The sequence below is a fragment of the Micromonospora sp. DT44 genome, from assembly GCF_049841635.1.
Classification (GTDB): domain Bacteria; phylum Actinomycetota; class Actinomycetes; order Mycobacteriales; family Micromonosporaceae; genus Micromonospora.
In genome coordinates, this window is sequence record NZ_JBNCKS010000099.1 from 1 (window position 1) to 13,227 (window position 13,227).

Sequence of the window (13,227 nt, forward strand, 5' to 3'; positions counted from 1 at the left end):
CGGGGTATAAATCATAATTGGCACTGGCTTTACAAGCACCCTGTTGAGTTCTCAAAGAACAACCACACACCGATCAGCAGGCCCATCCAGTGGGCCCTCATCCCGGGGCTTTTCGTTCCGCGTCCCCGTCGCTCTCGCGCCGGGCACTTTTACTACGTTACCTCACCGTCTCGGCCGTGTCAAACCGGTGTGACCCGGTCTGTCGTGCTTCGTGCGGGTTGGTCCCGGCGCACTCACGCAGCAGCGAACCCCTGCGTCAGGTCGTCGGATTTGGCAGACCGGCCGCTGTGGTCTCCCACAGTCGCGCCCGGTGCCCTGCCGGTCGTGAACCTTACCCGGTCGGTTCCGCTGCACCAAATCCGCCTCCCGGCAGATCAGGTGTGCACCGCCCGAACCGCGCCTCCAGGAGCGAACCCCTAGCTGACCCGGCTGCCCACCCGGTTCGTGGCTTCAGGACTTTCGCCCTGTTTGCCCCGTTCCGCGCTGGCAGAGAGAAAGTTACGCGTCCGTGGGTTTGATCGTCAAATCGGGGGGGTAGCGTCCCGCGTCACACTCGCGCCCGATACGCGTTTCCGCAGCTCAGGACGTTCCGCCTCGGCGCGCGACCAGCCAGCTGCGGATGCCGAGCACCCCGACCGTCGTGCCGATGGCCAGCGACGCGGCGATCAGAAGCGCGTGCACCCACAGAAAACTGGTCGGCGCGCCGTCGCCCACCGTGGCGGACGCCCACGACCGCGGGTCCTGCCAGATCGCGACCGCGAACCTCGGCCAGATCACCCAGGTCCAGACCCCGACCCCGACCAGGAAGGCGGACCACCCGCGCGACAGCACCATGACTGCCGAGTATGTCAGCGGAGCTGGGCACCGCCGATTCCGACACTGACCGCCGTCCGGCGGGAGAGCCGGCCCTCGTTTCCCGCACCGGCGGGCAGGGCACTGAGTCAGGGGACAGGCGATGCCGTCCCCCGGAGGCGACCCGTGCAACCCTCGATCTTCAACCCCTGGGCCTGGCGCGATCCGTCCGCGCTGGCCGGCGGATACACGCAGGCCACGCCCTCGACCGGCCCGTCCGAGGACACGGACGGCCGGCACGACGGTCCGGACGCCCCCGGTCCGGGTACCCCGATCGACCTCGTTGGCTATCACGTGCAGGCCCGCGACGGACGTATCGGCACCATCGACGAGGCGAGCGACGCGGCGGATGCCGGACACCTGGTGGTGGACACCGGACCGTGGATCCTCGGCCAGAAGGTGCTCGTGCCGGCGGGCACGGTGGAGCGGGTCGACCACTCGGACCGGGTCGTGCACGTCGACCGGACCCGGCAGGAGATCAAGGACGCGCCGCCATTCGACCCGGCGTCGTTCGATTCCGGGTACCGGGACCGCGTCGGCCGGTACTACGCGGACCGTCACGTGCCACCCCCGGAGCAGCGCCGCGGGTAATCTGAGCTGGTGGTCCGGACGGGCAGTTGCGTACCGGAGGCCGTCGATGTGGTCGACGGTCTCCCGCACAGTGTCGTGTCCGCGTCCCTGACCAGCTCCGGCGACGGCCGCGAGCAACTTCTGGACCTACTTCGTGCCGGTGGTCTGCGGTACCGCGCCGGCGCGCGATGGCGGACGGCTCGCTGAGCCCTGTTCTCCGCTGACCGAGGGGGCGAGTTCGCCCCGCTCGGCGCGCGCCCAACGCGTGACCCACCTACCCGCACGAAAGGCACATCACCATGTCCGTCGCACGCATGCTCACCGGCGACCGGCCCACCGGCCGCCTGCACCTTGGCCACTACGTCGGCAGCATCGCCAACCGGGTGCGGCTGCACCAGCGCTACGAGAGCTTCTTCATCATCGCGGACCTGCACATGCTCACCACCCGCAACCGCCGGGAGGACATCGACCAGGTCTCCGGCAACGCCCGCGAGATGGTGACCGACATCCTCGCCGCCGGCGTCGATCCGGCGCGGGCCACCTTCTACCTCCAGTCGGCGATTCCCGAGGTCGGCGACCTGAACACCCTCCTGCAGAACCTGGTGACCGTGCCCCGACTGGAACGGGTGCCGTCACTCAAGGACATGGCCCGCGACGCCGGCAAGGAGGAGATGCCGTACGGGTTGCTGGGTTACCCGGTGCTCCAGGCCGCCGACATCCTCTGCGTCAAGGGCGAGGTGGTCCCGGTCGGCCGGGACAACGCCGCGCATGTGGAGGTGACCCGGGAGATCGCCCGGCGGTTCAACCACCTGTACGGGCCGGTCTTCCCGGTGCCCGAGCTGATCCCGGCCGACAACCCCAGCCTGGTGGGCACCGACGGCATCGCCAAGATGAGCAAGAGCCGGGGTAACACCATCGCGCTGTCCGACGACACGGCCACCGTGCGCCGCAAGGTGCGCGGGATGTACACCGACCCGAACCGGGTACGGGCCGACGTGCCGGGAACGGTGGAGGGCAACCCGGTCTTCGCGTACCACGAGGTGTTCAACCCCGACCGTGCGGAGGTGGACGACCTGGCCCGGCGTTACCGGGCCGGGCAGGTCGGCGACGTAGAGGTCAAGGAGCGGCTGGTCGAGGCGCTGGAGGCGTTCCTGGCCCCGATCCGGGAACGCCGGGCGGTGATCGAGGCCGACCGGGGGCTCGTCGACCGGCTGATCGTCGAGGGCACCGAGCGCACCCGGCAGGAGGTACGCCAGACCCTGACGGAGGTACGCCGGGCGATGGGGCTGACCGGGACGTACCAACAGGTGCGCCGGCGGGCCGAGCGGAGCCGGCGCCGAACGGACGCGCCGGCCTGACGCGGACGTCTCGGGTCTTCCCGTTGTGACGGGGAGACCCGAGGCTGCTCACCGAGGGCGCAGAATGCCAGGATGAGGGTAATTCGTCCGGTCGTGGTGGGTGCCACGCACCGGACGACGATGTTCGAGATCTTCTTCGACCTGGTCTTCGTCTTCGCGCTCACCCGGGTCATCGCGTTCATGGCGCAGCCGCCGACCGCGCTGCTCACCCTGGCCCAGGGACTGCTCCTGCTCCTGCTGCTCCTCTACTCGTGGGGGCCGTACACCTGGGTGGGCAATCTCGTGCGCGCGGACGTCGGCCTGGTCCGCGGACCCCTCCGACACGGGCCCGTTGGGCTGGGAAGCCGCGGGCGCCCTCTATGGCGGTGTGACCGTCTACCTGCTCAGCAGGCTGGTGCTCCGTCGGCTGACCGGCGCCGTTCATCCGGCGCAGGTCGTCGCGGCGCTGCTGCCGCTGGCCCTGCTGCCGGTCGGTCTTACCCTCGCGCCGTTGGCGGCGCTCGCCGTGCTGACCGTCCTCCTGATCGCAATGACCTGGAACGAACGGCGGTTCGACCGGCGAGACGAACCGGTCGACCCGGCTCGGGCGACCCGTCCCTGACGGTTCGGAAAATGTCCGGGCGTCGTGTCGATAACCCCGGCCGTCGCTCGTCGTCATGCTGTGCGGCGACCCTGCCGCACCGAGAGGAGTCGAGACGTGAAGTACATGCTGCTGTTCATGAGTCCCGCGAACGACGAGACCGGCAACGGGTGCACCTTCGAGGACTGGATCCGCTACGACCAGGAGATGAAGGACGCGGGGATCTGGGTCTCCGGGCATCCGTTGCAGGATCTGACCACCTGCACCACGGTGCAGGTCGGCCCGGACGGCGAACGCACGATCACCGACGGGCCGTTCGCCGAGACCCGCGAGGTGCTCGGCGGCTACGACATCATCGACGTGCCGAATCTCGACGTCGCACTGGACTGGGCGGCTCGCAGTCCCGGCGCCACCGGCAACGGGTCGGTGCAGGTGCGCCCGGTCGCCGAGATCGAGGTCGGGGTCTGAACGTGGCGGACACGGAGGCCGCAGCCGGGTCGGTCGAGGCGGTGTTCCGGGAGGAACACGGTCGGCTCCTCGCCTCGCTCGTGCACCGCTTCGGCGACCTCGACCTGGCCGAGGAGGTGGCTTCCGAGGCGATCGAGGCGGCGCTGGTGCACTGGCCCGTCGACGGTGTCCCGAGCCGGCCCGGCGCCTGGCTGCTCACCACGGCCCGCCGTCGCGCCGTCGACCGGTTGCGCCGGGACCGGGTGCTGTCCACCCGGCTGGCCGTACTCAGGGCGGAGGCCGAGCGGTCCGACCCCGCGCCGCCCGCCGACGCCGATCCGGACCTGCCCGACGACCGGCTGGCACTCTTCTTCACCTGCGCCCACCCGGCCCTGCCCGCGCAGGATCGCGGGGCGCTCACGCTGCGCTTTCTCGCCGGGCTCACCACGGCGGAGGTCGCTCGGGCCTTCCTGGTGCCGCACGCGACCATGGCCCAGCGACTCGTTCGCGCCAAGCGCAAGATCCGCGACGCCCGCATCCCGTTCCGGGTGCCCGGGGTCGACGAGCTGCCCGAGCGTCTACCCACGGTGCTCCAGGCCGTTTACTCGATCTTCACCGAGGGGTACGCGGCCAGTGCCGGCCCCGATCTCCAACGGACCGACCTCGCCGAGGAGGCCATCCGGCTGGCCCGGATCCTGCGCCGGCTGCTGCCCGCCGAGCGGGAGGTCGCCGGGCTGCTCGGGTTACTGCTCCTGGTGCACGCGCGACGTGCGGCACGCACCGCACCGGACGGTGCCGTGGTCCTCCTCGACGACCAGGACCGCGCACGGTGGGACCACTCGATGATCGACGAGGGGCGGGCGCTGGTGCTGGTCGCGTTGACCGGGCCGGGGCCCGGGCCGTACGGGGTGCAGGCGGCCATCGCCGCTCTGCACGACGAGGCCCCGGACGTCGCCGGCACCGACTGGCCGCAGGTGGTGGCGCTCTACGACGTGCTGCTCGGGATGGTGCCGTCGCCGGTCGTGGCGCTCAACCGGGCCGCCGCCGTGGCCATGCGGGACGGGCCGGATGCGGGGCTCGCCCTGCTGGACGGCTTGGCCGACGACCCGCGTCTGCGGGGTTACCACCTGTATCCAGCGACCAGGGCGGACCTGCTGCGCCGGCTCGGCCGTCTCGACGAGGCCGCGGCGGCGTACCGGGACGCCCTGGCGCTGGTCGGCACCGAGCCGGAACGGGCGCACCTGCGCCGCCGCCTGGCATCCGTCACCGGTGACTGAACACGGTCGCTGTACCCTTCCCCGGTGACTCTGCCTCTGCCGCCCGGTGAGTTCGCCGCGTACCTGTTCGACTGCGACGGCACCATCGTCGACTCGATGCCGCTGCACTACGTGGCCTGGCAGCGAGCCCTCGACGAGTGGGGCTGTGAGTTCCCGGAGGATCTCTTCTACGCCTGGGGTGGCCGGCCGACCGCCGACATCATCGTGGCATTGAACGAGCGCCATGGTCTGGCGATGCCGGTGGCGACGGTCGTGGAGAAGCGCGAGCGCATCTACCAGGAGCTGTTGCCGCAGGTCGCCGCCGTGCCCGAGGTGGTGGCGCACATCCACGAGGCGCACCGGCGGGTACCGTTCGCCGTCGTCTCCGGCAGCACCCGGGCCGCGGTCACCGCCTCCCTGGAGGCGCTCGACCTGCTGGACCGGTTCGACGTGCTGGTGTGCGCCGAGGACTACACGCGGGCCAAGCCCGACCCGGAGGCGTTCCTGCTCGCGGCCCGGCAGCTCGGCGTACCCCCGGAGTCCTGCCTGGTCTTCGAGGACACCGACCTGGGCATCCAGGCCGCGACGGCGGCCGGCATGGCGTCGGTACGCGTGCCGCAGCAGCGCACCGCCTGACCCTCAGGCGATCGTCAGCAGGAGCTTGCCGGAGTACGACGTCGTCAGGCGCTGGTGCGCATCCCGCACCTTGCCCAAGGGGAACTTCTCGGCCACGTGCACCACGAACGGGCCGGCCTCGACGAGTTCGTTGAGACGCCGCAACTGCCCGGGGTTGGACACGCCGTCGTACGCGCGAACCGTCATCCCGGGGCGCTCGCTCGGCTCCGGCCGCACCCCGTGGGCGTACGCCACGACTCCGCCGTCGGACAGCGTCTCGGTCAACCGGTCCAGCGTCTCGCCGCCGGCCATCGCCAGGATGCCGGCCACTCCCTCCGGGGCCGCGTCCCGGATCGTCGTGAGCATCTCGGCGAGGTCGCCGTGGCCGTCCAGGGACACGTCGGCGCCGAGCCGGGTCACCAGCGCCACGCCGTCCGCGCCGGAGGCCACCGCGATCACGTTGAGGCCCTGCCGCTTGGCCAACTGCACGGCCAGGTGTCCCTGGCCGCCGCTCGCGCCGAAGATCAGGAGCCAGGCGCCGGCCGGCAGGGTGAGGGTGTCCAACCCGGCCAGCGCGGTCAGCGCGTCGGTGGGCATGGCACCGGCGTGTTCGGCGGGTAGGCCGTCGGGCAGCTTCGCGGCGTACTCGGCCTTGACGACCGCGTACTCGGCGTAGAAGCCGCCCTTGGGCCGGGTGGTGGCGGAGACGTAGACCTGGTCGCCCGCCGCGAGGCCGGTCACCTTGTCGCCGGCCGCGATGACCGTCCCCGCGCCGTCCGAGCCCGGGACGATCGGGAGGGACGAGCCCTCCGGCACCAACATGCCCTGCCGCTCGTACGCGTCCCACACCCCGACGCCGGCGCTGAGGACCCTGATCAGCACCTCGTCGGCGGCGACCTCGGGCACGGGGAGCTTGCGCAGGGTGATCACCTCTGGCCCGCCGAACTCGTCGAGGGCCGCGGCCTGCATCAGCTCTGGCACGTCCGCGTCAACCATGGGGGCTTCCTCTCCGGGCCGGCGTCACCGTCGCAGCATGCCGCCTCAGGGGCGGGTCCGACCGGATGCCAGCCGCCGTTCACCCACAAGGGCGACGCCCGCTCGTCGAGTGCTCAGGACGTCTGTGGCTGCGGGCCACGGAGTGCCTGCTCGACGGCGTCGCGCACCCGGGCGTCCTCGCGGGTCTTGCGCCGCGACCGGGAGCGGCGGCGGTACAGGTACGCGCCGACGACGGCGGCGATCAGCACGAGGAGCGCCAGCACCAGCGTCCACGGCAGGGCCCAGCCGTGTGCCGTCGCCTCGATGGGCGTGAGCGGGGTGGTGGAGCCCGACGCGTCGGTGAGCAGCGGGGTGACGGTGGCGGTCGCCGCGAGCCGGACGGCGGGCGCGACACCGTGCACCGGCACCGTCACGTCCCAGCTCTCGCCCGGGAGCAGTTGCGGCGGCGCGGCGATGTCACCGGCCCGGGCACGCAGGACGCCGAACGGCCCCGACACCGACACCGACTGCTTGGCGGAGAGGGCGGCGTTACCGGTGTTGTGGATCGTGTAGGCGACGGTCGCGTCGCCCTTGCCGAGGGGGTTGGACGATCCGTCGTACCTGACGTGGAGGTTCTCGACCGCGAGGGTCGGCTTCAGCTCGCCGCCCACCCGCAACGTGATCCGGATGCCGAGGCGACGGTCCACGTTGATGCCCTCGGCCTGGTCGGTCTGGGTCAGGGCGGTCAGGATGCCGCCGACGTGGTCGCCGGGCGTGGCGTTGGTCGGAACGGCGATCGTGAAGGGCACCTGGGCGGTCTTCCCCGGTTGGATCACGACGCCGCCGGCGCTCGGCTTGACCCAGGCGCCGACCGCCACGGACTTCTTGTCCCTGGTCAGCAGGTCGAGCTGCCCCGCGTCGGTGGTGAAGCCGTCGGCGGCGTACACGGCGAGAGTCAGGGGCGCCGGGCCACGGTTGGCCACCACCATGGCGTCCTCGACGGTTCCGCCGGGATTGACGTTGTAGCTGTAGCTGGACCGGGCTTCGCCGTAGCTGTTGGAGGCCGTCCGGACCGTCCAGGCGACGTTGCCGTCGGCCGCCAGGGCGGGGCCGCCGCCGACGCCGGCCGCCGCGACGGCGGCGAGCAGGGACAGCACGGTCGTACGAAGGAGTGTCTTCCAGCGCGTTACGGACGGTCGCATCTCAGGTCCTCGAAGTGATCTTGGTGGCGGGTGAACCGGCGGCGGGGTAGGCCCCGAAAGGTGCCTACCCCGCCCGGTGGAACAGGCTCGATCAGCTGCTCAGGGCAGTGATCGTGAGGGTGGTGCGGTAGCTGCCCTTGGCGATGCTGTCCGGGATCTTCAGGTCCAGGTCGGCACCGAGCTTGGCCCCGCCGCGCGGGTGACCCTGCACGGCCGCGCCCAGACCGCTGGAGACCGAGAGGCCCTTGCCCTGGTCGTCGAGGGACGACAGGACCGGAGCGCCGGCCGCCGCGCCCGCGCCGGCGTCGAGGACGTACGGGGTCCAGCCGAGGTACGAGCCGGAGAACGTCTTGTCGGCGTCGGAGAAGTCGCCGACACTGGCCGAGATCGACCACGGGGCGAGCGAACGACGGCTGTCCGACACGAGGATCGGGTTGATCTTGCCGGTCGCCTCGAAGTAGGCGCCGCCGCGCTCCTGCGCGGTGCCCAGGTCGACCAGGCCGTTGTAGCCGTCGATGGTCCAGCCGAACTCACCCGGGGCCGGGTTGGGCACGTTGACCTGGATGGCCTGACCGTCACCGTGGTACGGGTGGATCGTGGTGCTGTCGACGATCGAGCCGACCGGCTGCCCCTCGGCGGTGTTGGCGCAGGACAGACCCTTCTCGACGGCCGCGTTCGGGGCCGCGCAGGTGCCGCTGCGGATGTTCTGGAGCACCAGCTTGTCGGCCTTGACCCCGACCTTGACGTAGCTGCGGACGTGCTCCTGGTTCTCCACCGAGTTGAACCAGTAGTTGCTCGGGTTCAGCGGGTCCGGACCGAGTCCCTCGACGCCGGTGCCGGAGCCGTCCGGCTTCTTGATGTCGTAGTACTTCGAGCCGGAGGCCGAGTTGGCCGTCACGTAGAGGACGCCGCCCGGGCCGGGGAACACGTCGGCCGCGCCCGGCTTCTCGGCCGGGTTCTCCTTCTGACCGTTCTTGATCGAGTAGCTGCGGGTGTACACGTGGTCGTGACCCTGCAGCACCATGTCGATGCCGAGATCGGAGAAGGCGGTCGTGAAGTCCTTGCGGCGGTTCTTGTTGTCCGCGTCGGTCGAGTGGCTCGCCGCCGAGTAGATGGAGTGGTGGTAGACCAGCACCTTCCACTTCGCCTCGGAGCCGTGCTTCTTCACGATGTCCGAGACGTACGCGACGTGCGCCGCGTCGCCGCCGAGCGAGCCGTCGGTCGGGTTGACGTAGCTGTTGCTGTTCAGGTCGATGAACAGCACGTCCTTGTAGACGTACCAGAAGTCACCGCCGGAGCGGGTCGACTGGTCCCCGTTGTAGTACTGGGCCGAGCGGTCCGTGTTCGGGGTGAAGTGGTGCTGCTCCCAGGACTTGCCACCGACATCGTGGTTACCGATGGTGGCGGCCGTCGGGTACTGCCGGAGTTGGTCCGGGGAGAGGTACGCGTTCCACTGGTTCTCGTCGTTCGCGGACTCGACGTGGTCGCCGCCGGAGACCAGCAGCTCGGTGTTCGGGTTCGCCGCAGTGGCGACCTTCAGGGTCTCGGCCCAACCGGCCTGGTCCCGCGCGACGTCACCGGAGGCGCCGATCTGCGGGTCGCCGAAGAACAGGAAGTCGAAGTCGCCCTCGAAGTCCCGCGTCTTGAAGGTGTACGTGGGCGACCAGCTTCCCTCGGCGCCGACCCGGTACGAGTACGCCGTGTTCTCCCGCAGGTTGCTGATCGTGGCGTGCCGGTTGTAACCGGTCGTGGAGGTGTTCGCGGCGCCGACAGCGTCGAAGCTGATCGCGCTGGCCGGGAACTCCCCGCTGACGATCTCGGCGGTCGGGGCGAGCTGGATCTTCTGGGCGGTGTCGGCCGAGGAGTACCAGGACACGATGCGCTGGGTTTCGTTGGCGCCGACGCCGAGGACGATGCCGGACACCGTGGTGGGGTCGGCGGCGCTGGCGGCGGTCAGCACACCGCTGCCGAGGGCCACGCCCACTCCCAGGAATCCGGCCACGACCCCGGCGACAACGCGCCGCCGCACGAGCCCGGCGGCCCGTGTCGAGGTGCTCAATGTCATCGACATTGTTCCCTTTTCGAATAGATAAATGGATTGTTCCTCCGCGAGCGCGGGGAAGCGAATCCAAAGCTTTCGTCGGCTGGTGAACCGATCATTAACGCGATCTTGCGAGCGGCTGCACTTCACGAACTGGTTAGCCGTACTCACGAGCCGGTGACGCGCTGAACAAACCAGATCAGGCCCATGATGGACACCCCTGCGGAAACCACACCGGTCGCCCAGAGGCCCGCTTTCGGCGCACGGCGGCGCAGCACGAACAACAGCGGGAAGACGGCGGCGATAATCGCCAACTGGACGACTTCGATACCCACGTTGAACACCAGCAGCGACCACAGCAGCGTCCAGGACCACGCCTCGTCGATGCCGAGTGCGCCCGCGAAGCCCAGCCCGTGCACGAGGCCGAAGCAGAAGACGACACCGAGGCGGATCCACCCACGGCGGTCCAGGCTGAGATGACCGCGTCCGGTCGTCTCCAGATCCGTCGCGTGGTCACCACGCCGCCAGATCCCCCACAGGTGCCAGCCGGCCACGACGGCGATCGACAGCGCGATGACCGGCTCCACGACCCTGGCCGGCACGTCGACCAGGCCGAGGGCGGCGAGCAGGAACGTCACCGAGTGCGCCAGGGTGAAGCTGGTGGCCGCGAGCACGATCTCCCGCAGACGCCGCGATCCGGCGATCAGCGCCAGCAGGAACAGGATGTGATCGATGCCGGACAGCAGATGCTCGGCCCCCAGCAGGAAGAACTCGCCGAACCGCTGGTAGGCGGTCTGGGCTGTCGAGAAGGACGGGTTGGCGGCGTCGAGCGCGGCGCTGCCCGACCGGCCGTCGATCTGGTAGGTGACGATCGTCTTGGTGCCCTTGACGTACGCCTCGTGGTCCGGGAAGAGACCACTGCGCACCTCGTGCTCGGCGACCCGCTCGGGACAGGTCCAGTCGAGCAGCAGGTTCGCGTACGGCACGCCGTCACGAACGCTGACCGTGGCGTCGCCCACCTGGGTGGGCCGACAGGCCGCGTCACGGGCGGTCACCGAGAGGCGGTCGGCGACGTAGCGCAGGACCGTCGGAGCGTGGGCCTTCAGCGCGGCAGCCTGGGCGTCCGGGTCACCCGCCTCGAAGGCGGCGGTTCCGACCCGAAAGAGTGGGTCATCGTCACCGGAGTCGGCGGCCGACACCACGAGGAGGTCGTATTCGAGGCCCAATTCGGCGCGGATGTGACCCTCGTCTCCGGGGAGGATTTTCGCGTACACGGTCGACGAAAAGCCGTGCGCGAACGCCGCTCCACCGCTGAAGAACGGAAGCACCGTCGCCGCGAATGCGACAACGGCGACGACGACGGTACGACGGATGTGCCCCAGCATGCGGTTCCCCTCGGTTGGCCAGTGCACGCTGCACGTCGCGGGTGAACAAGAACCCGCCCGCCGACGAACCGATGGCGAACAAATATCCGCAGCGGCCGCTCGCGGATCGCGGGCCGCCGGATCTGGGATAGGAATACGAGTCGTACCCGCACCTGCCTCAGTCATCGAAAGAAGGACGAACACCTTGCGCCCCCCGCTTCGGGCCGTCGCCCTGCTGGCCGCGACCGCCGTACTCCTCGCCGGCTGCGGCTCCGGCGACGACTGGTCCCAACCTCATCCCACGCCGAGCGCGCTCGGCACGCTCGGCCCGGGATTCGTCGACAGCGCCGGGACGCCCGCGCCGGAGGCGACCATCACGCCGAAGCCCGGATCGTGGGCCGACGTGCACCCGTCGAAGGACTACCGGGTGGTGCTGCTGACCGCGGGTGAGGACGCGCCCACCAAGGCTCTCGTGGCGGCGGTACGGAGTTGGGCCGACGACGAGCACCTCGACCTGCGCACGGTCGTCGTCGGCGACCCGCACGAGGCCGTCGCGGGCATCAGCAAGGCGATCGGAATGAACGCCGACCTCATCGTCACCGCGGGCAACGACCTGATCGACCCGCTGGCGTTGGTCACACCGAACCACCTGGACGAGAGGTTCCTGGTCGTGGGTGCCGAGTTGGCCGAGCCCACCCACAACGTCACCGCCGTCGACTGGGAGGGCGCGTCGTTCCGCGGTGAAGGGCTCGGCATGTCCTCGACGTACGACGCGGGCTCGTTCACGACCGAGCGCTGCGCGGCCGCCATCCGGGCGGGCGTGGCCGCCGTGCTCAACGGCCTGACCGGCATCGTCGTCTGGCTCTGACCTGCCGCTGTGTTCGCCGCGACCGCTTGTGGCGTGACGGCGGATGTTATCGATAACAGCGACGGCACCCCATCACCCGCACTGTCGACCGCCCGGCCCAGAGTGGACGGTGCCCGCACCCTGCCCGGCCCACACCCGGGTTCGTCTGCTGAATCCCTGGTCAGCGGGGTGATTGGGCCGTCGACGAGTCGGCGAGACATCGAGGTTGATGGTTTGGGAGCGCTCCCGTAACATACTCGAAGCGGCTGTTAACGCTCACCTAACAATCACTGCCACGAATGTGAGGGCCGCCGTCCCGTCAGGAGGGTGCTCGATGACCATATTTAGACCGACCAATATCGGGGTCGTCTCGGCCGGTGTCGCGTTACTGGCGTCGGCGACGGTTGCCGTGGCGCTGCCGGCCGGTGCGGCCGCAGCGGGCTGCTCGGTGAACTACGCCGTGTCGTCCGACTGGCCGGGTGGCTTCGGCGCCAACGTCACGATCACGAACCTCGGCGATCCCGTGAGCAGTTGGACGCTGACGTGGTCGTACAGCGCTGGGCAGACGATCACTCAGTCGTGGAACACCACCCTGACGCAGAGCGGGGCGGCGGTGACCGCGCGGAACGTGAGCTACAACGGTTCGATCGCGACCAACGGCACGGCGTCGTTCGGGTTCAACGGCTCCTGGACGGGCAGCAACCCGGCACCGACGAGCTTCGCCCTCAACGGGGTGACCTGCAACGGCGGCACCACACCCACCACGCCGCCGCCCACCACTCCGCCGCCGACGCCCCCTCCGCCGACGACCCCTCCGCCCACTACGCCACCGCCCACCACCCCGCCGCCGACCACGTGCAACCTGCCGTCGTCGTACCGGTGGTCCTCGACCGGGGCGTTGGCGCAGCCGAAGTCGGGCTGGGTGTCACTCAAGGACTTCACCGTCGCCCCCTACAACGGCCGGCAGCTCGTCTACGCGACGACCCATGACTTTGGCACCCGGTGGGGGTCGATGAACTTCGGCCTGTTCACCAACTGGTCGGAGATGGGCTCGGCCAGCCAGAACACCATGAACAGCGGCACCGTCGCACCGACCCTGTTCTACTTCGCGCCCAAGAAC

Annotated in this window: 13 protein-coding genes and 1 pseudogene; 9 read left to right on the forward strand and 5 right to left on the reverse strand. The window is 70.1% G+C overall.

Annotated features, from left to right (window positions below):
* Positions 1–579: 579 nt before the first annotated feature.
* Positions 580–834, reverse strand: a complete 255-nt coding sequence (locus ACLQ25_RS31620; protein WP_425734391.1) for an SCO4848 family membrane protein — start codon at positions 832–834, stop codon at positions 580–582.
* Between the two features lie 144 nt (positions 835–978).
* On the opposite strand from ACLQ25_RS31620, the gene ACLQ25_RS31625 reads away from it, so the two are divergent.
* The 7 genes and pseudogenes from ACLQ25_RS31625 to ACLQ25_RS31655 all read left to right on the forward strand — a co-directional run bounded on the left by ACLQ25_RS31625 (position 979) and on the right by ACLQ25_RS31655 (position 5,699).
* Entirely contained in the window at positions 979–1,443 is a 465-nt protein-coding gene (locus tag ACLQ25_RS31625; protein ID WP_425734392.1) for a PRC-barrel domain containing protein, read from the forward strand.
* A 278-nt stretch (positions 1,444–1,721) separates the two neighbouring features.
* Positions 1,722–2,780 carry a tryptophan--tRNA ligase gene (gene trpS, locus ACLQ25_RS31630; RefSeq protein WP_425734393.1) on the forward strand — a complete coding sequence of 353 codons (1,059 nt, stop codon included), beginning with the start codon at positions 1,722–1,724 and terminating at the stop codon, positions 2,778–2,780.
* A 120-nt stretch (positions 2,781–2,900) separates the two neighbouring features.
* Positions 2,901–3,077: pseudogene (locus ACLQ25_RS31635) on the forward strand (low temperature requirement protein A); the annotation flags it as partial.
* 70 nt (positions 3,078–3,147) lie between these two features.
* Entirely contained in the window at positions 3,148–3,381 is a 234-nt protein-coding gene (locus ACLQ25_RS31640) for a hypothetical protein (protein WP_425734403.1), read from the forward strand.
* A gap of 105 nt (positions 3,382–3,486) precedes the next feature.
* Positions 3,487–3,828: a YciI family protein gene (locus ACLQ25_RS31645; protein ID WP_425734401.1), complete on the forward strand. Its 342-nt coding sequence runs from the start codon at positions 3,487–3,489 to the stop codon at positions 3,826–3,828.
* Positions 3,829–3,830: 2 nt separating this feature from the next.
* The gene (locus ACLQ25_RS31650) at positions 3,831–5,084 is read left to right on the forward strand and encodes an RNA polymerase sigma factor (protein ID WP_425734402.1); all 1,254 of its coding nucleotides are present in this window, start codon (positions 3,831–3,833) and stop codon (positions 5,082–5,084) included.
* 24 nt (positions 5,085–5,108) lie between these two features.
* Positions 5,109–5,699, forward strand: coding sequence for an HAD family hydrolase (locus tag ACLQ25_RS31655; protein ID WP_425734394.1), 591 nt, complete (start codon positions 5,109–5,111; stop codon positions 5,697–5,699).
* A gap of 3 nt (positions 5,700–5,702) precedes the next feature.
* Here the strand turns inward: ACLQ25_RS31655 and ACLQ25_RS31660 are convergent, their stop codons facing one another.
* The 4 genes from ACLQ25_RS31660 to ACLQ25_RS31675 all read right to left on the reverse strand — a co-directional run bounded on the left by ACLQ25_RS31660 (position 5,703) and on the right by ACLQ25_RS31675 (position 11,281).
* Complete coding sequence (locus ACLQ25_RS31660; RefSeq protein WP_425734395.1) at positions 5,703–6,674, reverse strand: NADP-dependent oxidoreductase; 972 nt, start codon at positions 6,672–6,674, stop codon at positions 5,703–5,705.
* A gap of 113 nt (positions 6,675–6,787) precedes the next feature.
* Positions 6,788–7,855, reverse strand: coding sequence for a WxL protein peptidoglycan domain-containing protein (locus tag ACLQ25_RS31665; protein ID WP_425734396.1), 1,068 nt, complete (start codon positions 7,853–7,855; stop codon positions 6,788–6,790).
* A 91-nt stretch (positions 7,856–7,946) separates the two neighbouring features.
* Positions 7,947–9,920 (reverse strand): fibronectin type III domain-containing protein, encoded by a 1,974-nt coding sequence (locus tag ACLQ25_RS31670; protein ID WP_425734397.1) that lies wholly within the window; start codon positions 9,918–9,920, stop codon positions 7,947–7,949.
* A gap of 143 nt (positions 9,921–10,063) precedes the next feature.
* The gene (locus tag ACLQ25_RS31675; protein WP_425734398.1) at positions 10,064–11,281 is read right to left on the reverse strand and encodes a HupE/UreJ family protein; all 1,218 of its coding nucleotides are present in this window, start codon (positions 11,279–11,281) and stop codon (positions 10,064–10,066) included.
* Positions 11,282–11,465: 184 nt separating this feature from the next.
* On the opposite strand from ACLQ25_RS31675, the gene ACLQ25_RS31680 reads away from it, so the two are divergent.
* Positions 11,466–12,128, forward strand: a complete 663-nt coding sequence (locus ACLQ25_RS31680; protein WP_425734399.1) for a hypothetical protein — start codon at positions 11,466–11,468, stop codon at positions 12,126–12,128.
* 313 nt (positions 12,129–12,441) lie between these two features.
* Positions 12,442–13,227, forward strand: a 786-nt coding sequence (locus ACLQ25_RS31685) for a non-reducing end alpha-L-arabinofuranosidase family hydrolase (protein WP_425734400.1), incomplete at its 3' end; no start/stop codon positions are given.